We start from the raw sequence: 22,007 nt of genomic DNA, 5'->3' as shown, positions 1-22,007 counted from the left end.
TTCCTTTTCTGAAACAAGTTCCTTCGCTTTCCTCGCCGTCGACTTCGACTGGGAGGCGCCCGCGCGGCGCCTCCCAGTTTTAGTGTGCGCCGACGGCTCATCACCCCGGAGAACCGCATGACTTGGTCCCGAGCCGATTGCTACTGAACTTGAAGGCGTGATGTCGGCTGCTTGGATCAGGTGGTCACTGCTTGCTGTCGCCATCGCCCTCGGCGTGGCCGCGCGCGATCTGTGCCAGGAGGAATCGGAGACGGTGGTGGAGCGGCAGGTCGCGCCGCTGCACGAACTCGGCGTGCTGCTCGATGCTCGGAGGGAGCTGAAAGCCCGGCTGGCGGAATCCCATGTGGCACGAGAGCGGTCCGCTCAGCTGGTCGGGCTTGCGGCCATGGCCTGCCGGATGTGGAGCCACCTTCCGCTGGAGCGGAAGAAAGGGCTCTTGGCCACGCTTGAGGTCAAGGTGATGTTCCTGGAGGCTCCTTCGCGGAGGCATAACGGGCAACTATGCGCGTTCGCGGAGTGGTTCACCGACAGGCGCCTACTGTTCCCGCTGCTGACGGATGAGGGTTGGGCGAAGATCGAGCCGTTGATCACCCACCGACCGCGGGGAGTCAGCCCCCGGCTGGTGATGACCGGAATCCTCTACAAGGCCCGCACAGGCACATCCTGGAGCGCTCTCCCCGATATGTTCGGCTACCCCTCCACGTTGCGGACGTACGCGGCCCGCTGGTGCGAATCCGGCTTCTGGGAGGACGCGATGCGCGCCGTCGCGGCAGCCGAGAGCACACCACTGCCTGCATCATCTGAGATGAAAACCCGGATCGAATGCTCAATCGAGCCAAGGAATCTGCTTGCTAGCGAGCAGCGCGGGAGTCTCAACACCCCGCCGTTTCCGCAGCACGGCATGGTGAGGGCGTTGAGCCGGGCAGAGCTGGAGTTCTGGTCTGGCTAGCCTCGCCAATCAGGAATGTCCAGGGTAGGGCACGTCCCAGCCCAGCGCTTCTGCCCTTCTCAGCCGGTTTGCGCCTGGGGACCCCACAACAGGCGCGTCGCCATCGTGCCTCACCTCGGTGTGAACGCCACGTACACCAACGGCAACCACCGGGCCCGGGCGATGAGGGACGTGGGCGTCGCACGGACAGTCGTGGTCACCTGGCTGCCGCCCGAATCAGAGCAGGCCATCAGCTCAGTGCCTCATCTCGACCTGTCCCCGTGACGAGGCATCCGCGTCGAAATCGCCGAACCTGCGAAAGGCCGAGAAATCCCCGACGAGCTGACAAGCCATCTAGAGGCCATATCTCGCCGGTAGTTCGTAGTCGCCCGCTACTCGTGCTCCCGCACCATGCTCGGGAGGACCAAGCCCGCCCGGCTGCTCTTCTCTTTGGCTTCTGCGGAGGTTCAGGTGTGCGATGCATATCACCGGGACGCAGGGTTCGCATGCGCTACTGTGCAACGCGTTGCAGTGGACAGGGAGCGAGGGGGAAGCATGATGCGTGGGATACAGGGTCGGACTGGTCTTGGGCACCGAAGTTGGCGTGGAATGGCGCGAGTCGGGTCGAGGGTGGCCACCGTCGGCCTCGTTGCGGTCGTAACGCTTTCACTGAGCGGGTGCGGGGGTGGCGACTCGGGTGGTGCGCCTGACGGCAAGAAGCTGGCCGCAGAAAAGCCGGGTGCCGAAAAGCCGGCCGCCGCGGACCCGAAGGGCAAGGGTCTGGAGATGAAGGGCGCGAACGGCGCGGTGCTCACCATCGACTCCGTGCAGCGGTACGAGGGCGGTGTGGTGACCGTCCGCGGCGAGATGCGCAACGACGGCAAGGTGGCGCTGAACACCAACCTCTGGACCGGCGGCAACGATCTGTCGCTGAAGAACGGCTACTCCTCGTCGGGTGCCTCCCTGGCGGACCTCAAGGGCAAGAAGCGCTACTACCCGCTGCGGGACACTCAGGGCAACTGCCTGTGCAACCAGTTCCACACGGTCTTCCAGCCCGGCGACACGGCCCCGGTCTTCGTCCAGTTCCCGGCACCTCCGGAGGGCACCACGGAGGTCGACTTCGCCATGCCGACCTTCGGCACCGCCCCCGTCAAGATCACGGTCGCACAGTGAGGCCGGCGACGACGGCACGCACCGCTGCGGCCCGGCTCGCGGTCTGCGCACTCACCGCCGTATGCCTGACGACTTTCGTCGGTCTGTACGACGCCCCTGCGGCCCGTGCCGACCCCTCGCCCAGCGCCTCGCCCGAGCCGCCGCCCGTCCCGGTCGATCCGCACGCCGAGGTCCTGGTGCTGGAGAAGGGCGCGGAGCTGGCCCCTCCGGTGGTGGTCGACATCCTCTCGGTCTCCGGAGACCTGTCCGGCGACTCGGGGCGCGAGGAATCGAACGCCGACATCAAGCTGACCTTTCAGTCCGAGGTCCTCTTTGCCAAGGACAGCGCGGAGCTGAGCGGCAGCGCCGACGCCCGGATCGCCGAGGTCGCCGAGGAGATCAGGGAGAACGGCCCTCGGAAGGTCATGGTCCGCGGCTTCACCGACAACCTGGGGACGTACGCCCACGGCAAGACCCTCTCCACGAAGCGCGCCGAGGCCGTACACAAGGCGCTCGCCGCGGAGCTGGGTACATCCGGGATCAACTACGAGGTGGCCGGCAAGAGCGAGGACGACCCCATCGCGGACAACTCCACCGAGGAGGGCCGGAAGAAGAACCGACGGGTGGAGATCTCGTTCGGGCGGGGCACGGAGGAGTAGGGAGCAGTCGGTCGACGGAGGATTGGGGTCTCAGATTCCGTGGCCGAATCTCAGAGCGGATGGCCAAGCGGTGGCAGATATGCCGTGGTTCTGAGACTGACAGTTCAGGCGGCTCACCTTGGCCTCCACCGTGATCACTGTGGGGCCGTCAACCCCAACAGGAGCCGTTGTCAGAACCAATTGGCAGAGTGCCCAGCCTATGGACACTTCTGAGTTCTGGACCATCATCGAGGCCGCCCGCTCGGCCGGCGGGCCAGACAGGCCTTTCGCCGAAGCCTTGGTTGATGAGCTGGCCGCCCGCACCAAGGGCGGCATCCTCCGCTACCAGGAACGCTTCGACGAGGTGCATGACGCGGTGTACCGATGGGACGTGTGGGCCGCCGCCTACCTCGTCGGCGGCGGCTGCTCGGACGACAGCTTCATGGACTTCCGCGCCGGCCTGATCGCGCTGGGCCGCGACTGGTACGAGAAGGCAGCGGCTTGCCCAGACAGTCTTGCTGAGCACCCGGCAGTGATCGCCGCCGCGGAGGTGTGCCGTGACGAGGCTCTCTTCTACGAGGAGGTCAACTACGCCGCCAGCGAGGCGTTCAAGCGCATCACCGGTGATGGAGAGGACTTCTACGAGGCATGGGACGAGTACAGAGCCTCACGGGACAGTTCTGAACAAGAGTCCGAAGACATGGGCGAAGACTTCGACTTCGATGACCCCGGTGAGATGCGACGTCGACTCCCGCGGCTCGCTGCCCTCTACCTCCGTGACACTCCATGACAGACTTCGCCAAGCAGCGACTCCGCATTGCGATGTCTGCCCTCAGCGGCGCCATTCCTCACGACCTCCGCCGCCCTCCCCTCGGCTGGACCGGTGTTCGGGCATGGGAAGCCGAACATGTCCTTGAACTGCCAGAGCCATACCGCACGTTCGTCGCGGAAATCTCCAACGGCACCCGGGAAGGCCCCTCCTCCCCACAAGGGTTGCTCCCACTGGGACATCTCCCCGATAGCTGGCAGCACTGGGAAGCCGAGTGCTGGCTGAGCCCCGAACCATTCGATGGCACGGCGCTGCGGAAGCCCGCGGTGCCATTCCCCCTCAAGGAGGAATGGCAGTGGGAGTACGACTACTACGACCACGACCAGCACTCGCCCATACTCCATGGCATCTATCAACACGGATCGATCCTCCTGGGCAGCAACCGCGGCCGTGAGTTCTGGATACTCATCGTGACTGGACCTCAACGCGGCCGGGTCTGGTGGCTGGGGGACGGATGCGCGGCCCCTTATGCCGATGCGGGAGAGGAAGCAGAAGCGGAAGTCGACTTCGTGTCCTGGCTCCAGGACTGGCAGGCTGATCGAGGGTGGTGGTCTCAGGACCTCGACGACCTGAACTGAGTGCACCTGCGGTGGGCCAGGAACGTGAGAATCAGGCGATGACGACGTTCTGTGAGGTCGGGCTCCGGGGGTATGTGCGTATCAGGCGCCGGGTTCGTCCTGGCCGGCGGATATCGCTTGCCGGTTCGAGAGGGTGATGCGGCGCTGGGCCGGGTCGATGTCCAGGATCTTCACTGGGAGTGCGTCGCCGACGTGGACGGCCAACTGCGGATGGTCCGGGTGCCCGTCGCCCAGTTCGGTGTTGTGCACCAGTCCCTCGAAGCCGTTCTCCTTCTCTTCGATGCGAACGAACACGCCGAACGGTACGAGCTTGGTGATGCGGCCGATGATGGTCTGGCCGATCTGCCCGGCGAGCAGTGGCATCGGGTCTTCGTGAAGGGCCTTGAGTGACAGTGACACCCGTTCGCGGATCGGGTCGACGTCGAGAATTTCGGCGCTGATCTCCTGGCCGACGGCAACGACGTCGGAGGGGTGGTTGAAGGGACGCCATGACAGCTCGGGGATATTGATCATCGCCTCGAAGCCGCCGATGTCCACAAAAGTGACCCAGAAATCGGCGATCCGGGTCACCCGGCCGGTGACGATCTCACCTCGGCGAAGAGTCTTGAGGAAGGACCATTTCCGGGTGCTCGGGGTGGGGTCGATCTCCCAGCGGGCTCGTACCACTCCGTCACTGTCGGGCAGGACGGCGGCGAGCAGCGGGACGCGTTCGTCGGCGTACATGGACAGGATCATTGCGGCGGAAGCGCCGGAGAGACGGGCGATCAGCTCCGGGAACTCGTCCTCGTCGGCGCTGGCACTGTGCATCCGGCCATCCCTGTCCTGCCAGACACACTCGACGTGACCCTCGGCAGGGAGCGTGGCGAGGACCGCGTCGATGTCGGAGGACAGGTCCGGCCATATGGCTATCCGGGCTCGGGGAGCGAGCCCGGCGCGGACCGTGTCGATGTTGTCGGGGGTGAGGCGGTGCCATCGCTCGGAGTTGTGGGCGTACTGCTCCTCCAGGACTCTGGAGTTGCTCCCATACATCGACCAGCGCAGATGGGCCCAGAATTCGTCGTCGGCCGGCCGCTGGGGGTTTTCGTCCTCGGCTTCGAAGTCGTACGGGGAGGCGTCGGTCCGCTCCGGGAACAACCCGAGCGCGCGGGTCCGGGCCACCGCGGTTTCGCAGGGCCGACTGCTGCCGATGTACATGTACTGGTCCCAGCCCACGTGCACTGCGAAGGTGTCCTCCACCTCCAGCCGACACCAGACGCCACCGTCGCGCAGCATGACCCGTACAAGATCCATCGCGGTACCGACCGACACCTCAGCACCATCGTGAAAACCATCCGGCCCGGTCGGGAAGAGACCGTCCAGCCCGAAGCCGTCCATTGGTGGCTCCAGCCCGAAGCTCACGAAGGGCACCGGGAGGTGCGGCTCGCGCACGGCCAGGCGCTCGATGCCAGTGTCCGAGGCGAACGCCTCGATCGCCTGAAGGTAGGCACCCTCGACCTGGCTGTGGTCGCTGACCGTGTCCTCGGCACCGGTGTAGTGGCCGTGTTCATCACGGTCGGCGGGGTCGTACTTGGTAACGCGATAGACGTAGGGCAGCACGCCCCCATCTTCCAGCATGGTTCGGACGCGGCCCTGCGCAATGCCACTACGCGCTGAGGGCCAAGCACTCAGGCCGCGAATTCCGAGCCGATGTTGTTCCACATGAAGTCGCTCCTCCAGTCCGTCCTGCCGGCAGCCCAGCCGAGCAAGGCGGTCAGGACCTTCTCCTGGGAGATGGTCCGCGTCTGATAGTGCTCGGCCGCTACGCCGTCCCGGAACTCGAGTTGGTACGTGTTGTCGTCAAGCAGTAGCACCTGGATGTACCAGATGCCGTCGATGCCCTCCTCCACGCTCTCCAGGATCAGATGAGCTTTCCCACGATGGAGGTTCGCCAACATCCTGCCTATCGCCGGCTTCGAAGGCTTCTCCTTCACGAGCCCAGCCGCGTCGGTTGCAATCAGCATGGCGTGATCCTCCACCATGGCGCTGACAACACCTCGGTGAGCAGGGAGAACACTCCCTGGGACCATTGGCTGGTGACCACATGGATGCGCTGCTACTGGGACGAGGAAGACACCTGGTTCTACTTCGAGGTCGATGCCGCAGGCTGGGTGATCCGACAGATCGAGCTCGAAGGGCCTGAACTGACCCCGATCGCAGTGGCCTCCATCGAGGAATGGCAGCGCACCTCCGACGCAGGCCATCTCGACGAGTACGACAGCAGGTTCGGGATCACCGCCGAACTGCCCGTCTCCGAGTGGGAAGGCCACGACCCGCTACCGCTCATCTCCGAGGAATTCGAAGAGGTCTGGAAGGCCGCCCGTCGGCAGATCGCCGACCGCCCGTCATGACTCCCGAAGCAGCCGTGAGGAATCGCCACCCGTCCTGAGACAAGAGCGCTCGGCCACTGCGTGAGACAGCCTGAAAAGCAGCTGGTCAGCACGACGTCCTATGACGCGTGCCGCGAGACACTACACGGAGCGGGCTGCGCGCCACACGAAGCGAGTGAGGCCCAGTTGCGTCCGTGCTCCGATCCTCACTGTCCTGTCTCAATTGATCTGGGCTGCGGGCAGGGCTTTGACCTGCGGCGACCAGATCAATTGAGACTCCAGTCGGCCGGGAATCTCAGGCGATCTACTCCCGGATGGTTCGATGCCGGATGTTGCCTCAGCCGATCTGGTCCGGTGACGCCGTTTCGGACCAGGGCCGGGTGGTCAGCCACGACTGGTAGTCCCTGAAAATCCTGGCGAGGCTGTCCGGATGCTCTCGCGCATCGAAGAACTCGGCGAGGAGTCGGTGGAGAGTGATCACGGCCTCGGTGTCGGCCCGGGGCGTGAGTGGGTGAATCCAGCCGCTGGGAGCGAGGTGGCGGACCAGAGCGGGCCAGGTCAGATTGTGGTCACGGTTGAGGCGGACGACGAGCCATTCCCGGAAGCCGGTGAGCATGCTCCCGGAAGTTCCGGCGTCCAGGCCGAGGACGAAGGCGGTCGCCGTGGCGAAGGTGCCGTCGAGTCCGTGCCTGGCAGGTTCCCTGCGAACGGCGGTCACGAGATCCTGATAGTGCTTGAACACCCCAACGTGAAGGCCCCGTTGGGCTTCGCTCAGGGGATCGCCAGACGCGCTTCCGGGTTGGCTGATGGTGCCCCGGTTCTTGAGCGGATGGCCGGACATGTAGCGGTGAACGGTGCCGTAGGACACGTCGGCGTCGTGTTCATCCAGCAGCCGTTCCCAGACCAGTCTCACCGTGGGGAGTTGGCCCGCGTGTCTGGCGGCGTGCTCGTCCAGGATGGCGTCGATGACGGGTGCAACTCGACCCTTGGCCGGGCCTGCGATGGCGGGGCGCTGTTTGCGGGGCGGTGGTGTCGGCGAGGCCAGGGCCAGGCGGACCGTGTGCGGACTGACGCGGTGTCGATCGGCCAGGCTGCGGATCGTCGGGATTCCCTGTTCAGCGTCTTGCCGGATGGCAGCGAAGAGTGCGGGCTTGTCGGCGCTGGTGGTGACGTGACGCTTGGGCTTAGTCGGCTCGGGGCGTTTCTGTCGAGCAAGGTCGACCAGCGCCCGTTCAAGGACGTCTTGCCGACGCCCGGTGACAGCTGCGAGCCGGTCGGCCCTGGGGCGCTTCCCCTGGCCGTAGTCCGGCGGTCCGACCAGGTATCCGCGCAGGTAGCTGGGCTTGAGGTGGTTGGCGCGGGCCAGGCGACGGACGTAGGAGTCTGTGGTCTCCCCGGCCCTGGGGCGGGGCCGGACCGGCAGTAGGCGGGGGCGGTCACCGGCGTCGGTGCCGGAGTTCACGAGGCGGGCTTGGTCTTGCGGGTCTGGGCGGCTCGGTCGAGTTTGACGCGTTCCAGCGACTGGCGGGTGATCTTCTCGGTGCCGTCCAGGATGGTGTCGATGGCGGCACCGCGGATGAGGTGGGAGAGGCTGCCGATCATGCCGCCGGTGCGCTGGTGGAGGTAGTTGGCCAGTTTCTCCAGGGTCTTGGGCTCGTGGTGGTGCAGTCGCAGGGCCTCTTCAAAGGTGCTGACCAGGCCGGTCCATTCCTGAGTGCGGGGGAAGGGGACGGTGTCGATGACCGCGAAGCGTCCGGCGATCTGCCGGCCCCGGGTGCCGTTGAACATCCCGTTCGCCTCCAGCTCCACTCCGGCATAGACGAAGGTGGCCGGGATCCGCTCGGAAAAGTACTTCAGGGTGTCGGAGACCTCAGCCCCGTTCCTGGTCGTGAGCGAGAGGTTGTGCAACTCGTCGACACACACGACGCTCACTCTCGCGTCGATGAGGACACCGCAGACGGCCTCGATGACGTCGGTGATGTTGGCGCGGGTGGTGACGGGCAGGCCGAGAAAACGAGCGAACTCGACGGCCAGCATTCGCGAAGTCGCGGCAGGCGGAACGGTGACGTAGACGACCGGGATCCGGTCGACGCCCGGGTGCTGGCGGCGGTCGATGACCTCGATGGTCTTGCCGAACTGCGTGAGTGCGGTGGTCTTTCCGGTCCCGGCCGCACCGGACAGGATCAGGCCCCGGCGGGCGCTGATCGCGTGCCGGTTGAGCAGGGTCAGGCGCCGGCCGGCGTGGACTACGGCGCGCAAGGTGGAGGTCGCGGCCACGGTCAGGCGTGTGTGGTAGTCGAGCCGGCCATCGTCGTAGTCAAGCCGTCCGTCGTCGTCCAGGCCGGCGAGTTGGCTCGCAGTCAGGAGGTCCGGCGGGGCCGGGTCCTGGGTTGTGAACTCCCGCCAGCCCTCCAGAGTGGTGAGGTAGCGGTGCAGGTCCTCGCGGTCCACGGCTCGTCGCCATCCGTGCTGACGGCCTGGGTCCGCATCCTGGCTGGGGATGGGTCCGGTCGCGGTCACCATCGTTTGTCTGCCTCCTTGAAGGGGTCGAAGACGCCGAGCGGGATGACCTTCGCGATCGGCTCGTCATCCGTGTCGTCCATGGCCTCGTCAGCAGGGAGAGGCCAATCGTTCTCGGCGGCTGGCGACGGCTCTGGCCTCGGCGGGCGTGGTCCGGGGCTCTCGGAGGCGGCGCGGGTCCGGGCGGCGACACGCCGGTTGCGCTTGGACGGCTTCGCGGCCGGGCCGTCGCTCTGGCCGGTCGGCCCCTGGTTGGCTCTGACCAGCAGCTCGGCGACGGCCTGGGCGGTCTCCGCCTCGGTGGGCGTCGGGTTGCCCTTGCTCCGCAGGTCGGCTGCCGCGTGGTCCCAGGCCAGGTCACCGAAGGGTTGCGGGACGCTGCCGAGGTGCTTCCAGGGGACTGGGATCCAGCCGGTCTCCCAATGCTGGCGCATCCAGATCCAGCTGGCGTCGTAGGGGTCGCGGTGGATCTCCCACAGGTTCCTCTTGCGCGCGACGCCGGAGGGCTGACGACGAAACGGAGCCAGATCAGGGCAGTCGTAGACCCGGTTGTTGATCTTGATTCCGTAGGAGTTGACGGCCCGCCAGGTAACTGGCATCAGTTCCACGTAGTCGTCCCCGCTCAGAGCGAGGGGGACATAGCCGGCGCTCTCGATCAGCGCGGCGTACTTCTGGTTCGGGGTGAAGGTTCGGCCGGGGACGCCCGGATCGCGGAGCCCGTCGTGGGGCCGGTTCTGCCACTTCGCGACAAGCCACTCGTCCAGAAATTCCTGGATTTCCAGCATCGACCAGAGTGGTTCGTCCTCCACCCCTCGGCCGCGGTGTTCGGCGGTGCGGCCGAGATAGCCGGGGATGAACTGGCAGAACAGGGTGGCCACTGATTCAAGCGTGCGTTCGATGTGGGGCTTCTCCGCCGGGGAGCGTGGGTGGCAGGGCTGGAAGGTGATTTCCAGGGTGCGGCAGGCGGAGCGGAAGTTGTCCGAGATGAACGCCTTGCCCCGGTCACAGACGATCGTCTCGGGGATGATCACCGGTCGGGCGGCGGCGTGTTCGAGGCGCTCGTCCAGGGACAGTAGCCTGCGGTGCGGCAGCACCGAGCGGGACATCGCAAGCGCCTGGACCCAGCCCGGTCGCATCGGCTCCGGGGTCAGCGCGCGGGCCAGCAGCAGCGAGGCGTCCACCGACTTGGTGGTCGGCCGCACCACCGCGGCGGCGATGGTGCGGGTGGCGACGTCGACCAGTCCGGTGAGCTCGACGCGACCAGGGATCCCCTCGTCCAACCGCACCAGCACGTCCAGCGGGGTGGAGTCGATCTGCATCAGCTCGCCCGGGGCCGCGACTGACTCGTAGCGGAACGGCCCCTCGGGCTGATCGGCCAACGAGCGGCGGGTGCGGGCCGATCCGGTGACGTGGACGCCGTGCGACAGCTTGTCGAAGAGCCGGTAGAACGTGGCCCGCGACGGCATCCCCACCGCGCCCTGGCCGTGTTCGGCGTCCAGGATCCGCTCGGTCCGCCAGCGTGCGTACTCGATCGTGCGGGTGGAGGCCGAGACGCTCTCGCTGATCGCCTGGCAGATCGCCGCCACCACCCGCGGATCGGCCCGGCCGAGCAGCGAAGCGTGCGGGGCGAGCCGGCGGTCCACCACCGCCGCGATTCCGCCGGCCTCGTACTGCTGGCGCTTGCGCTTCACCGTCCGCGCCGTGACCTCTTCGCCCAGCGCGGTCAGCTCGGCCGCCTTCGCCCGCTCACGTTCCGCCAGCGAGCGGCATACCGGGTCGTACTCGGGCTTGACCCCGCTCCCGGCCGGGGTGTCGGGCGGCAGGCCGGTGAGGAGTTCGACCAGGTGCCGCTGCCACCACAGAGCGCGCTCGGCCACCGGCCCGGGCAGCGTGTCCAGCAGCGCGGCCGAGCCCAGCGCGGTGCGGTCGCCGGCCCCAAGCACCGTGAAGTCCTCTGCGGACTGCAGGTGGACCTGGTCGACGAGCATGCCGACCCCGTGGACGTCGGCCAGCCGGACCCGCATCCCGGTCAGCCCGACCACCGTGTAGATGTGCTTCTGAAATCTGATTCGGTCGCCGAGCCGCAGCTGCCCGGGTCGTGCGGAAGTCACGGTCGTCCCCGGGACGCCAAGTGCACCAGGGTGGCGGTGCCCAGTGGGGCCGTCGTCAGGTCCGCCGTCAGCTCGTGCCGCCAGAGCAGGTGGTAGAGCACCGGCAACACGGCCAGCCGGTCCCCGACCCGCTCAGCCCCCGCAAGCAGGGGCAGTGGATCGGTGAAGACCTGCCGCAGCCGGTCGGCCACCGGCGCGCGATGGCAGCGGCGGTGTCGGTAGCGGGCCAGCCAGCGCAGGTTCGCCCGGTAGGGCTGGCCCAGATCGCCGACGTGGCGGAACTGCCAGCCCACCGCCTCGCAGACTCGCGCGGTGAACGCGAAGACCTCGGCGGTCGCCTCATCGACCAGGTCCTCCGGTCGCACGTCGACCACGACACCTGTGCCGTCCAGCAAGCGCGCGAAGTAGTCCGGGGTGTGCCCGCGCTCCCGCTCCCCGTCCGTCCAGGCAAGGCGGAAGGGCTGCGAGGCCAGCGCGACGACAGCGGGATCGAAGTCCAACGCCATCGCCGCGTCCCTCTCCACCCACGACTCATAGCCCATCTGGGTCCGCGAGGTCGCAGCCCAGTACTCGCCGGTGAAGTTCTTCTGGCCCTTGAACGAGGCGAACGGCCGTACTGGCAATGCCAGTTCGAAGGGTTCAGCCCAGCAGCGCGCCAACGGGCCGGAACGCTCGACGCCGTCAGCGTCAATAAACCTGACTTCGACGCCCGAGGCGTACTCCCGGGCAACGGCCACTGCTGCGGCCCCGTCCACGAACACCTCCGCCCTGCCGGGAGCCCCCCGTCACTGCGAGGGTGGAACACCCTGCGGGCCACCGTGGCCGAGAGCCGGAGACGTCACGCGAAAGGGTGACAACCTGCCTCAAACCGTGTCGGCGACGAGGACGATCCCGGATGCACTGGTGTCCGGCCCGATCTGCCGGGGATCAAGACTCGATTCCGCAGCGACGGTCGGCGCGTCGCAGTCGCCCCAAGTAGCCGCCCAACTGCCGGCCAGGTCGTCTTCGGGGTCGAGGTCTTCGGGCTTGCCTGGGATGCCGAACGCATCCAGAAGGCGGCGCTCGACGCCAAAAGGCTCGCCCAGTGCCAGCTCAGGGTATTCGGAGATCCACCGCCTGATGACGGCGCCGCCTTCGGCGATCAGCCACGCCTCGCCGTCGTTCTGCTCGCTATGGAAGTAGGCCTGAGCTCGCCCGAATTCCGAACTCAGCTGTTGACACAGGTCCGTGACGAGGTCGGTGCGCGTCAGATAGGGGAGCCCGCACCACGCCCCAACGATCAAGGTCCATCCCTCGACTGCTGGGGTGATCACGACTGTTGAGAATCGCTCCTCGCCGCTGTGCGCAACCTCGTCGATGAGATCGACACCGTCCGCCCAGGTTGTCTCGCGTACGTTCCTGAGGCCAAGTTGCGCGACAAGATCAGATTGGCTGGCGCCGTGGACCGCGATCCACGAGAGCCAGCATGCACGTATCGCCAAGGGCGAGTCGGAGGTCTCCACGGCCGCCACCATAGTCAGGCTGCGAGCGAGACCAGAGAGCCGGGCACCTGACCCTACAAGATCACCTGAGACATTGGGCGAATCGGTCCAGATCATCTGAGACAGAGACCAGATCGCCTGAGACGGGACACTCACGCGCTCTGGCCATGCCCGCAACGTCGCTGACCTATCGCAGCGAAAGTTGAGCATTCTCATCGATGATTGGGCGCTCAATTCGAGGCTTGCGGATCTACATCCCATTCTTCGGGCGTCCCGACTGAAGCGCACACGTCGCTTCAGTCGGCCAGTTGCGCGAAGTCAGTTCTCGTCCACCCACCATCCGGTGATGGCGGCAGGGCGTCCTTCCACGGATCCACGGGGGAGGGCCTGCCAGGTGTCGCCGTGATCGTCGCGGGCGGTCCGCATGACCTTGGAGCGGGTGAGCACCATGCCGCAGCGGTACTCCGCAGAGCACCTTCGCTGGCTCCGCGGCTGGAATCTCGTCGCACCGATCGCCCGCCCCGGTATCGATTCGGGTGAGCGGCTCGGACGGCATCGCTGGAAGATCGAGCGGTCGATCTCCTGGCTCTTCGGCTTCCGCCGCCTCACCGTCCGGTACGAACGAAATGGCAGCCACTTCCTCGCCTTCCTCGGCCTCGCCGCCGACCTGACCTGTACAAGAAACTCGCCCAACTCACCTTGTGAGACCCATTCCCAGGAATCGATCAAGGCGAAGGTGCCTTCGCAGGGGCGGACCCCGTTGAGGACGTGGCCTCTCTGAGCTCGTGAGTGGTGGACAAATCGTACTCGTAAGAACATGCACGCCCCCCCGATGCCTGAACCTCGTGAAACCTGACATCGACCCCCTCGGGGCTGGTGAGCTCCTCGGGCATGTCGGGCTCCTCGCGTCGTGGCCAGACATCCGTGAGGACGCAGCCCCACGGCTCGAACCAGCCGCTGTCCGCAAGGGTCTGCTGAAGCAGCCGGGCGACGGTGTCCACCGGCTCTTCCCAGCTGCGGTCCGCTCCGGCCCGTGCGAGTTCGGCTTCGTACCACCGAGCCCCGGCCGTCTGACATCTGACACCGATTCGGATCACCTCGCCATCGTCCTGCATCGACTCCACCTTGATCCCCGGATTCGCCAGGAGAGCAGCTCTTCCAGCCGGAGCAGTACCTCGCGCACGGCCCAGAACCATCAACCCAAACGCGGTCGGCACCGGCAGTTTCCAGACGATCTCGTGTGACTGAACGCGATAGGTGGCCTCTGAGTATTCCGGTTGGCCCGACCGCATTTCGCCCTGAGGAAGGTGTCTTCCGGGTTCTCGGCGCTTCGTGGTGTGTCGGAATGCGCCTCTGGATGTCCCGCAGCCGACCGGCGGGGGCGGACGGGCAAGGCATGATCGAGTCTCTGGGGATTCGATGGTGGGGGCGTGGTGTGAGGGATTGGCGGACCGATCCGACGTTCGAGATGTGCCGGGCGCTGGTGCACGGAGCAGATCTGGCCTCGTTCTCGGGAGGCGCGTTCGATGTGCGGGCGGTCGTGGCCGGCATCCAGTCCGGGGCCCACAGCGGGTTGCTCCTCGACGCCGTTCCGTGGGGGAACTTCCCTCACGGGGACGATGCCCGGAAGGCCGTTCACTTGCTGCACACCGGCGAGGACCCCGCAAGCCACGCGACGGGCGTGCTGGGGGGCCTGTGTGCCAACGACAGCCGGGCCGCCGTCGCCCTCACCGTACCGTTCCTGATCCCCATCGCCACCGATGCCCACCACTCACACCGTGCCGCCGCCCTCGGCGTACTCGCCAGCCCGGCCCGCGCCCGGCACTTCGGCGTCGCCTCCCGCGATGAACTTCTGCTCCACCGCACCGATCCTCGGCGTCACGCCCCCGACGACTACGACGACTACGGCGTCGAAGTGACCGGCTACCCGGCAGGCTGGTCGGTGGCCGCCGCCCGAGCCGCGATCACCGCCGAAGCGCCCGTGCTCCTGCCCCTTCTCGACGACTCCGACCCCACCATCCGCATCGACGCCGCCTACGCTCTGGCCACCGCCGCTGACCCCGACCACACGGTAAGAACCGACCTCGCCACCAGGTTCGCAACGGAGCATGACGCCATAGTCCGTGCCGCCCTGCTCCTCGCCGCGGCGGAGACCACCCGGGCCCACCCACATCCGCCGACCGTCTGGTGGCTCCGTGAGCGGTGGCAAGACTGGACAGAGGCCCCCGAAGTCCGCCTGGCCGCGGCGATCGGCTGGCTCTGCCTCACGGACGAACCCGCCCCCGAGGACCTCCGCCAGACCATCAACACTTTCGCCACAGACGAACGCGCGCACGCCATGGACGCCCTGCCGTGGATGAACGCCGCCGCCGGATCCGGTGAACCGGGACTCCGGCGCTGCATTCGCTGCATGCTCCACCCCGAAGAGCCCGAACCATCGGACGACCCCTGGGCCTCCTTGCTTTGAGCTCCCGGGCCTCGGCCCCGTTTGTGCATCGCACGGCCTTAGGGTTCGGGATCATGACGAGGACCACGCCACTGCGCCCGCTCGACGTCGAGGGGCTCTTCCCTGGGCTCGCCGCCCACCGCGGCACGACCACCCGGCTGCACCCGCGGCCGGGCAGCCCCGACGCGTCAGTGAGCTCCGTGGGCGGGCCGATGCTCTGGCCGGCGGACGAGCCGTGGCCGGTGTGCACCGATCCGCACCCCCACCGGCGCGGCCGGCGCCCCGCAGACATCCACCGGGAGCGGCAGGTCTTGGCCGCCGCGTGGGACCGGGGCCCGGGCTCCGCCCCCACGGACGAGGAGGGGCGGCTTCTGGAGGAGCTCAGGCGCAGGCACCGGGCGGCGGGGGAGGGCGGGGATACGGATCCGCTCCCGATGATCGGTCTGGCCCAGCTGTACCGCCGGGACGTGCCCGACCTACTCGCGGGGCCGGAGGAGTGCGATCTGCTCCAGGTGTTCTGGTGCCCTTTCGACGCGCACGGCGAGAACCGGACCGGCATGCTGCTGGACCTGCGCTGGCGCCGGTCGTGGGAGGTCGTCAGGGCGATGGCGCAGCCGCCCGTGCCGGAGGTCGTGGGCTTCGAGGGTTACGTACCCGAGCCGTGCGTGCTGCACCCCGAGCAGGTGGTCACGTACCCCTTCGCCGGGCTGCTGCCCGAAGAACTGTGCGCCCGGATCGAGGCCAGGGAAGAGGCCCTCGAAGAGGAGGCCGAGGAAGCGGACGCGGAGGAATGGGACTGGCCGACCTACCAGTTCGACCTGTCCATCCCGCCCGGCTGGCGCGCCGGGGGCTACGCATCCTGGAACCTGACCGACGCCGCCGCCACGGACTGCCCGGCCTGCGCGGCCCAGATGGAACTGCTGCTGACCATCGCCAGCTCAGAGTGGGACGGCGGAAGCGGCAGCTGGATGCCTCTGGAGGAACGGGACCCGGCCGCCGGCCGGGGCGGCGAGCCCACCGGGGTCACGGTGGGCCGCTGGGGCAAGCTGAACGTCTTCGCCTGCCCCGCCGACCCGGGACATCCGCACCTCAGTAGCATCCAGTAGCTGCCATACGGACCACCGCACGAGGACGCGCGGACGCTCGCCCAGCAGCCGACGGCGGGATGCCGTGCCTACCGGGCCTCCCGGGCACTCGGCATCTCGCCCACCACATCACCACCTGGTCCGAGTCGACCAGCAGGCGAGAAGGGCTTCGGGCAATTACCGGCGCGTTTCCAGAACTCGACAACACGTCTCCTGTCACCGACAGACTGTTCCCACGTGCCACCAAAAAACGTTGCTGGCTCTCGACAACAAAGCCACGCCGTCCCTGTACCTTGATGCCCGCCAGCGACCTGCCCCACGGCGTAGGCATGCCACTTGTTTGCGACCGGAGCTCAGCCGGTAACGTAGCGAGCTTCGGCTGGCGAAAGCCTGCCGGAGTCCTCAAAGGCGAACACCCGTGACAAACGTTGACCAGACGACCACACGCCTTCGCCTCGATGCCACGCTGGACAGCCTGGCCGTCACCTTCCGCGGAATGACCGCCCAGCCCGACGAGAGCAACTGTGTGTGTCACTGGGGCAGCCCGGAAGACCTCGCCCAGCTGAAGGTGTCGGGCGCGGAGCTGGACGCAGACCTTCTGCGTCGTACCTGGCAGGCTTCCGACTGGAAAGATCACGCATCCGTTCTGCGCCGGATCTTGCCTCAGTTCGCCACGGCACTCGTGAACGGCCTCGTGAAGCCCCTCTCCGGTATGGAGAAGGTCGGCCATTCATTCGCTCGCGGCGACTGGCAGCAGTGGCCCACCGAGCAGGCTGACGCAGTGTGGGAATTCCTCCACGCCTGGTGGGCCCACACTCTCACCGATCCTGACCCCGCTGTGTCTGCTCACGAGGTGTTCGCCGTGACTGCCGAGGCAACTGCCACACTCACGCCGTGGCTCAACACCTGGGAAGCACTGACCCACCCCGTTGCCGACCAACGCCTGGCCGAGGCGGCGGCACACTGGGAGTATGACCTCCTGATTGACCAACTGCCCTGGACTGCCAGGGTGGACACTGCAGAAATGATGCGCGCAGAACTTACCGCCTGGCTTGTCGAGCACGCCCCTGCCCGCCTCCGGTCCCATGGTGTCCCGGAACAACTGCTCCACCGGATACGCCTGCTCGACCTCACCGGTCCCGCCCGCTGGGAAGACCCCCACTGGTCCTACTACAGGGACTGAGCCCCCAGCCGTACGCTGCCGCCCGTTGAGTACCAAAGGGCATGTGCCCGAACTGGCAGCGTCACAAGATCTCCGACAGAGCCGAATAACGTGACGCTCAAACCACTCGTCGTGGGGAAAAACGGGCTCTGTCGTGGATCCTGTGATGTCGCAGGACCTGGAACATAGGATCACCCACCGCTGAATCGGCCGGACAGGTCCTTCTGTACCGTGGCGACCTCTTACCTTGGTGCCATGGGAGTGGCCAACACGATGGGACGGGTCGAGTTGACGCACGAGGACGCCCACGCCGGTGAGCGCGGTACCCGCGCGCGGTGCCTGCCCGAGCCGTGGATGTGCGATGTTTTCCATCCCGACGGCAGCCTGAGAGATATTCGGGTCCTCGACACGACCCGCGCCGAGTGGATCGCGGTCCTCGAACGCCTGCGTGCCGTAGCCGACGAGACCGAGGTGGAGCACCCCTACCCCCGGCTCGATCCCGTGCATCCCGCCCTCGCCGACCTCTTCCGCGCCTGGGCAGACGAGCCGGAGGGCCAGGGGACAAGCTTCGCCTTCCGGGCCCGCTTCGGCGCCGTGTGGTTCTTCGCCCTGCCCTGCGACGAGGAGGAGATTGAGTTCTCCGTCCGGCCCGAGCACGTACTTGACGGTGCGGGGGTGGCCGCCGTGCTGCGGTTCCTGGTCGAGGTTGCGACGGCCAGTCAACGACGGGCCCTGCTGACCGCGGAGGTCGTCCGGTATGCCCCGGGGCTACCGACGCTGATCTCCCACGACCCTGACACCGGCCTCACTTCCCACATCTGAAGGTTGTGGTGGACGTTTCGCGTCATTCGGCTCTGTCGGAAATCTCCCGATGCCGCATGATCATGGGGCGAGGAGTACGCGTTGGCGTAGGAGGTCGAGGTTGGCTCGTCCATAGGCCATGCGCTTGATGAGCTTGACTCGGGTGACGTGGCCCTCGACCTGGCCTGAGCTCCACGGTGTGGAGAGTCCTGCAGTGACAGCGTCGAAGTCACGTCGCAGCTCTCTGGCCAGCGAGTGGAGGGCTGGCAGGTCATCAGCAAGGACTCGCTCCATCCAGTGGGGAAGTTGGTCTCCCTGGAGATGGTGGAGCATTTCGGCGAAGTCGTGGACGTGCCGTGCGGTGGCGTCGAGGTGAGGGCAGGCCGTACGGATCTCCTTCAGTTCCGCGGCGGCGGCGTCGGCGGCTGCAAGGTGCTGGGGGTTCATCATGATCTAGCAGACGACGCCTCGGGGTTTCGGGGCCGGCCGGGAGACCGGCTGCTGCTTTCGGCCTGGTTGGCGGGGAGGTCTGCGCGCTCGACAGGGGGTGGCCGATGGCCACTGGCGCGGTCGAAGGCGCCTGCCGTCATCTGATCGACTCGACGTCACCAGCGCCCGCTGGGGTCTGGACGGAGCCGAAGCCGTCCTACGGCTCCGTCCAGTCGTCGCCAACGGCGACCTCGACTCCTACTGGCGCTTCCACACTGCCCGCGAGCACGAGCGCCTCTACCCCACCCCCGACCAGCAGGACTTCAACCTCACCGCTTGATCACGGGCCTGCTTGCAGAGAGACTGCGACCCATGAGGTACACAGGCATGCCCGCCGACACACAAGCCACCGGCGTCGAAGCGGACCTCTCCATGCAACGGCAGGCTCACCAGTGAGTCCCAACCTGCCCCACTTCCGCTACCACCCCGACCCCGTCGCAAGCGAGTCCGTCCGCGAGAGCGCCGAGACCTGCGCCTGCTGCAACCGCAGCACGGGATGGATCTACACGGCAACGTTCTACACGGCCCAAAATGTCAGCGGGAGATTCTGCCCCTGGTGCATCGCCGATGGCAGTGCCGCTGAACGATTCGAAGGTGAATTCACCGACGCATACGGGCTCGACGGCGTCAGCGAGGAGACCCTGGTCCAGGTCACCCGCCGCACCCCCGGTTTCCACGCCTGGCAGGATCCGCAATGGCTTGTCCACTGCAACGACGCAGCCGCCTACATCGGTGAGGTCGGATACACCGAGCTGGCAGCCCACCCCGAGGCACTCGACCAGCTTCGACTCGACCTCCGGATGGGTGGTTGGCATGACGCGTCCCAGCTCGAGAACTTCCTGACCCACCTCGGGCAGGGGGCAAGCGCCATGCTCTTCCGCTGCACCGTCTGCAGCACCCATCTCGCCTACGCCGACGCTTCATAGCCACGGCCCAACTCAGCACGCGCCCTTCCCTTCAAAGGATCCGCACCCAATTAGGAATTGCGAATGATCGCTCCGTAGGGAATCGACAGCGAGGTCGTCCGTCGGGAGGCACCAGCACCCACCGCACGGAGGCACCACATGGCCGCGATCTGGGCCGGCATCGACGCAGGCAAAGACCATCACCACTGCGTCGCGATCGACGAGAGTGGCCGTCGGCTGCTGTCCCGCCGCGTCGTAAACGACGAACCCGAACTCCTCGAACTCCTCGCCGCCGTCATGGCCCTGGACGACGAGGTGACCTGGGGCATCGACCTGGCCGACGGCGGCGCCGCCCTGGTCATCTCGATCCTCCTCAACCACGACCAGCCGGTCCTCTACTCCTCCGGCCTGGCCATCCACCGCGCGTCCGAGGGCTACCGCGGCGAAGGCACGACCGGCGCCAAGGACGCAGCCGTCATCGCTGACCAGGCCCGTATCCGCCGCGACCTTCAACCCCTTACGGGCTGGCGACGAGACCGTCACCGACCTCAAGATCCTCACCGGTCGGCGCATGGACCTGGTCGCCGACCGCACCAGCACCGTCAACCGGCTCCGCGCCCAGCTCACCGGTATCATCCCTGGCCTGGAGTGCGCGCTCGACCTCACCAACACCGGCTCGCTCATCTTGCTGACCGGTTACCAGACGCCCGCTGCCCTCCGCCGGATCGGCCGCAAGATGCTGGCAACATGGCTGCGAAACCGCAAGGTCTACCGCGCCGAGCAGCTGGCCGAGGAAGCCGTCGAGGCCACCGAGCGCCAGCACACCAGCCTGCCGGGCGAAGAGGAGTAATTGTCAAGAGTTGTGGGTCAGCAGCGGCTCACCATGATTCGCGGCCCAGGTGCACGAGACCTTGGATGGTGCCCAGGCGGGTGTGCAGGGTGGGCTCTGGGGCCGGGGTGTTGGTGAGCAAGAGGACCCGGACCGCCGGGCGTTCCGGGGTGTAGAGGTCGTCCTGGCCGTCATCGCCGGGGATGGCGTTCGGCTGGATCTCGATGCGTCCGTAAGCGCCCTGGGCGAGGTGGTAGACGCCCCGGTAGTCACTTTCGCGCTCGGTGAAGACCACAACGAGGTGGCCGGTGACGAGGCGGACCAGTTCACTCGCGGTGTGTGTGCTGGTGCCGTAGGTGTCGTAGTCGGTCATGGTGGCCTGACCTTATGCCGCAAGCGTCTCGGGGCGTTCGAGGAGCTCGCCACGTTCGAAGCGGGCTCCGGCCCTCACAAAAGGGCCTTCTTCCCACCCGGGGTGACGGCAGTGGCGTGATGTTCGCCGTTGCCGACGTCCAGGCCAAGGAAGGCGCCGATGCCACTCGTGTCGATCACGTTCGTCCTCCGGTCGTCCCCACCCGGCCGTCCCACGGCTCCGATCGCCACATCCACATGACGAAGAGCCTCCCGACCTGCGAAGAAGCCGGTGGTCATGCCCCTAATCAGCGGTCTGGCGATGCCTCCGGAGCCGGTGACACCACCCCCCCAAGACATGCGATCGACAGGGGGAACAGTCATGCCAACTCCGAAGGCCGGGCGTCCCGTTGCGGGGCAACCAAAACGGTAACGGGGGGGAAGGCTCCAGTCGGATCAGTCGGATCAGGTGGCCACGGTGGGCCGTACTGCGCCGAGGCGGTCGAGCGCCCGATACAGCGCCCGCACCAGGCGCGCCCGGTTCTGCGCGTACGGCACGCTGTTGTGGGAGGGAGCAGACAGCCGGCGCACCGCCTCCCGGAGTACCACCTCGGTCAGCGGCCGCAGCTCGCTGTCCTTGGGCAGGTGCTCGAGAGCGTTGCGGAGGTCGGAGGCGACGCAGCGTGCGTGTCCGGTGAGTTGCAGGCTGATCTGCTCGACGTCGGCACTACGCAGTCCCGCCTCAGCGGGTTCCCAGGCGAGGACGGCCGCGGAGAGTGCCAGGTGCATCTCGCGGTCGAGCGGCATGGATTCCGCCAGGATGCTCTCCGGGTCGTGCAACACGGTGTGGGTCATTTCCACTATTCCTCCGGTCCAGGCCCGCCGGATGCGGCGAGGGGCGTACTTTTAGACAACTTCCTCTCGTACGGGTGGGACCAGGCCCGATTCCAGGCTGTTCGCGTGCAGACCGGACAGTTTTGCCAACGCCGGAGCGACGGCAGGATGGCTTCGTTCACTTTCGGCAGCAGCGTTTGTTCAGGCGTTTGGGCAGCAGCGCGGTGCGGGGTCTCATGGATGTTCGCGAGAAGTGGCTCTGGCCCAGGTTCTGTGGAGCGATCACGCAGGGTTGTGATGACCAGTGTGGGTAGGGGTGTCGCGCAGTTGGTGAATTCCTTCTCGCCAGCGGCCGCTGCGGTCCGTCTCGCTCGCGTCACTGCTCGTTTTGAGGCAACTTCCGAGGACTCACAGGGAGTTCATTCATCACTCACACTGTTCGGATCACACAAGCTGAGCCAGAGCCCGAGAGGTGACGTCAGTCCAGGAGACGGCCCGCCCC

General features: G+C 66.9%; 24 protein-coding genes and 4 pseudogenes. 15 read left to right on the top strand and 13 right to left on the bottom strand.

Annotated elements, in window-relative coordinates:
* Positions 1–214 precede the first annotated feature (214 nt).
* The 6 genes from ACWGO0_RS05005 (at position 215) to ACWGO0_RS04980 (ending at position 4,125) form a co-directional block, all read left to right on the top strand.
* A complete protein-coding gene (locus ACWGO0_RS05005; RefSeq protein ID WP_453528073.1) occupies positions 215–949 on the top strand; it encodes a transposase in 735 nt (244 codons plus the stop codon).
* A gap of 105 nt (positions 950–1,054) precedes the next feature.
* Complete coding sequence (locus ACWGO0_RS05000; RefSeq protein ID WP_453528070.1) at positions 1,055–1,213, top strand: hypothetical protein; 159 nt, start codon at positions 1,055–1,057, stop codon at positions 1,211–1,213.
* 324 nt (positions 1,214–1,537) lie between these two features.
* A complete protein-coding gene (locus ACWGO0_RS04995) occupies positions 1,538–2,101 on the top strand; it encodes a hypothetical protein (RefSeq protein WP_453528067.1) in 564 nt (187 codons plus the stop codon).
* Positions 2,098–2,739: an OmpA family protein gene (locus ACWGO0_RS04990; protein ID WP_453528064.1), complete on the top strand. Its 642-nt coding sequence runs from the start codon at positions 2,098–2,100 to the stop codon at positions 2,737–2,739. The genes ACWGO0_RS04995 and ACWGO0_RS04990 overlap by 4 nt, the downstream gene beginning before the upstream one ends.
* Positions 2,740–2,938: 199 nt before the next feature.
* A complete protein-coding gene (locus ACWGO0_RS04985) occupies positions 2,939–3,508 on the top strand; it encodes a DUF4240 domain-containing protein (protein WP_453528061.1) in 570 nt (189 codons plus the stop codon).
* A complete protein-coding gene (locus ACWGO0_RS04980) occupies positions 3,505–4,125 on the top strand; it encodes an SMI1/KNR4 family protein (protein ID WP_453528058.1) in 621 nt (206 codons plus the stop codon). Before ACWGO0_RS04985 ends, ACWGO0_RS04980 begins: the two co-directional genes overlap by 4 nt.
* A gap of 81 nt (positions 4,126–4,206) precedes the next feature.
* Here ACWGO0_RS04980 and ACWGO0_RS04975 read toward each other — a convergent pair whose 3' ends face one another.
* Both ACWGO0_RS04975 and ACWGO0_RS04970 read right to left on the bottom strand, forming a co-directional pair.
* Entirely contained in the window at positions 4,207–5,739 is a 1,533-nt protein-coding gene (locus ACWGO0_RS04975) for a S1 RNA-binding domain-containing protein (RefSeq protein WP_453528055.1), read from the bottom strand.
* Positions 5,740–5,789: 50 nt separating this feature from the next.
* Positions 5,790–6,125 (bottom strand): hypothetical protein, encoded by a 336-nt coding sequence (locus ACWGO0_RS04970; RefSeq protein WP_453528052.1) that lies wholly within the window; start codon positions 6,123–6,125, stop codon positions 5,790–5,792.
* Between the two features lie 84 nt (positions 6,126–6,209).
* Between ACWGO0_RS04970 and ACWGO0_RS04965 the strand changes: the two genes are divergently transcribed.
* On the top strand, positions 6,210–6,512 hold the full coding sequence (locus tag ACWGO0_RS04965; protein WP_453528147.1) for a hypothetical protein: 303 nt from the start codon (positions 6,210–6,212) through the stop codon (positions 6,510–6,512).
* 316 nt (positions 6,513–6,828) lie between these two features.
* Here ACWGO0_RS04965 and ACWGO0_RS04960 read toward each other — a convergent pair whose 3' ends face one another.
* The 6 genes from ACWGO0_RS04960 to ACWGO0_RS04935 form a co-directional block, all read right to left on the bottom strand.
* The gene (locus ACWGO0_RS04960) at positions 6,829–7,953 is read right to left on the bottom strand and encodes a hypothetical protein (protein WP_453528049.1); all 1,125 of its coding nucleotides are present in this window, start codon (positions 7,951–7,953) and stop codon (positions 6,829–6,831) included.
* Complete coding sequence (locus ACWGO0_RS04955) at positions 7,950–9,014, bottom strand: TniB family NTP-binding protein (protein WP_453528046.1); 1,065 nt, start codon at positions 9,012–9,014, stop codon at positions 7,950–7,952. The genes ACWGO0_RS04960 and ACWGO0_RS04955 overlap by 4 nt, the downstream gene beginning before the upstream one ends.
* Entirely contained in the window at positions 9,008–10,999 is a 1,992-nt protein-coding gene (locus ACWGO0_RS04950; RefSeq protein WP_453528144.1) for an integrase, read from the bottom strand. Before ACWGO0_RS04950 ends, ACWGO0_RS04955 begins: the two co-directional genes overlap by 7 nt.
* Before the next feature lie 119 nt (positions 11,000–11,118).
* Entirely contained in the window at positions 11,119–11,859 is a 741-nt protein-coding gene (locus ACWGO0_RS04945; protein WP_453528043.1) for a TnsA-like heteromeric transposase endonuclease subunit, read from the bottom strand.
* Between the two features lie 126 nt (positions 11,860–11,985).
* The gene (locus ACWGO0_RS04940) at positions 11,986–12,624 is read right to left on the bottom strand and encodes a hypothetical protein (RefSeq protein ID WP_453528040.1); all 639 of its coding nucleotides are present in this window, start codon (positions 12,622–12,624) and stop codon (positions 11,986–11,988) included.
* 297 nt (positions 12,625–12,921) lie between these two features.
* Entirely contained in the window at positions 12,922–13,053 is a 132-nt protein-coding gene (locus ACWGO0_RS04935) for a hypothetical protein (protein WP_453528037.1), read from the bottom strand.
* Positions 13,054–13,081: 28 nt separating this feature from the next.
* On the opposite strand from ACWGO0_RS04935, the pseudogene ACWGO0_RS04930 reads away from it, so the two are divergent.
* Positions 13,082–13,308 (top strand): annotated as a pseudogene (locus ACWGO0_RS04930) (IS5/IS1182 family transposase); the annotation flags it as partial.
* A 20-nt stretch (positions 13,309–13,328) separates the two neighbouring features.
* Here the strand turns inward: ACWGO0_RS04930 and ACWGO0_RS04925 are convergent.
* Positions 13,329–13,664: pseudogene (locus tag ACWGO0_RS04925) on the bottom strand (hypothetical protein); the annotation flags it as partial.
* A 374-nt stretch (positions 13,665–14,038) separates the two neighbouring features.
* Here ACWGO0_RS04925 and ACWGO0_RS04920 point away from each other — a divergent pair.
* The 4 genes from ACWGO0_RS04920 (at position 14,039) to ACWGO0_RS04905 (ending at position 18,118) form a co-directional block, all read left to right on the top strand.
* Complete coding sequence (locus ACWGO0_RS04920; RefSeq protein WP_453528034.1) at positions 14,039–15,070, top strand: hypothetical protein; 1,032 nt, start codon at positions 14,039–14,041, stop codon at positions 15,068–15,070.
* A 53-nt stretch (positions 15,071–15,123) separates the two neighbouring features.
* The gene (locus ACWGO0_RS04915; RefSeq protein ID WP_453528031.1) at positions 15,124–16,155 is read left to right on the top strand and encodes a hypothetical protein; all 1,032 of its coding nucleotides are present in this window, start codon (positions 15,124–15,126) and stop codon (positions 16,153–16,155) included.
* Between the two features lie 397 nt (positions 16,156–16,552).
* Positions 16,553–17,317: a hypothetical protein gene (locus ACWGO0_RS04910; RefSeq protein ID WP_453528028.1), complete on the top strand. Its 765-nt coding sequence runs from the start codon at positions 16,553–16,555 to the stop codon at positions 17,315–17,317.
* A gap of 234 nt (positions 17,318–17,551) precedes the next feature.
* On the top strand, positions 17,552–18,118 hold the full coding sequence (locus ACWGO0_RS04905; protein ID WP_453528025.1) for a hypothetical protein: 567 nt from the start codon (positions 17,552–17,554) through the stop codon (positions 18,116–18,118).
* A 60-nt stretch (positions 18,119–18,178) separates the two neighbouring features.
* Here the strand turns inward: ACWGO0_RS04905 and ACWGO0_RS04900 are convergent, their stop codons facing one another.
* A complete protein-coding gene (locus ACWGO0_RS04900; RefSeq protein WP_453528141.1) occupies positions 18,179–18,544 on the bottom strand; it encodes a transposase in 366 nt (121 codons plus the stop codon).
* A gap of 86 nt (positions 18,545–18,630) precedes the next feature.
* On the opposite strand from ACWGO0_RS04900, the pseudogene ACWGO0_RS04895 reads away from it, so the two are divergent.
* The 3 genes and pseudogenes from ACWGO0_RS04895 to ACWGO0_RS04885 all read left to right on the top strand — a co-directional run.
* Positions 18,631–18,866, top strand: a pseudogene (locus tag ACWGO0_RS04895) (ISKra4 family transposase); the annotation flags it as partial.
* 112 nt (positions 18,867–18,978) lie between these two features.
* The gene (locus tag ACWGO0_RS04890) at positions 18,979–19,512 is read left to right on the top strand and encodes a CbrC family protein (protein ID WP_453528022.1); all 534 of its coding nucleotides are present in this window, start codon (positions 18,979–18,981) and stop codon (positions 19,510–19,512) included.
* Positions 19,513–19,650: 138 nt separating this feature from the next.
* Positions 19,651–20,335: pseudogene (locus ACWGO0_RS04885) on the top strand (IS110 family transposase); the annotation flags it as partial.
* Between the two features lie 34 nt (positions 20,336–20,369).
* On the opposite strand, the gene ACWGO0_RS04880 reads toward ACWGO0_RS04885, so the two are convergent.
* The 3 genes from ACWGO0_RS04880 to ACWGO0_RS04870 all read right to left on the bottom strand — a co-directional run bounded on the left by ACWGO0_RS04880 (position 20,370) and on the right by ACWGO0_RS04870 (position 21,526).
* Positions 20,370–20,693 (bottom strand): hypothetical protein, encoded by a 324-nt coding sequence (locus ACWGO0_RS04880; protein ID WP_453528020.1) that lies wholly within the window; start codon positions 20,691–20,693, stop codon positions 20,370–20,372.
* 74 nt (positions 20,694–20,767) lie between these two features.
* Complete coding sequence (locus ACWGO0_RS04875) at positions 20,768–20,971, bottom strand: hypothetical protein (RefSeq protein WP_453528152.1); 204 nt, start codon at positions 20,969–20,971, stop codon at positions 20,768–20,770.
* A gap of 165 nt (positions 20,972–21,136) precedes the next feature.
* Complete coding sequence (locus ACWGO0_RS04870; RefSeq protein ID WP_453528017.1) at positions 21,137–21,526, bottom strand: restriction endonuclease; 390 nt, start codon at positions 21,524–21,526, stop codon at positions 21,137–21,139.
* Between the last annotated feature and the right edge of the window lie 481 nt (positions 21,527–22,007).

The organism is Streptomyces sp. NPDC055749, assembly GCF_053617235.1.
Note: the sequence above shows the minus strand (reverse complement) of the source record. Positions and strands in the feature narration are given on the sequence as shown.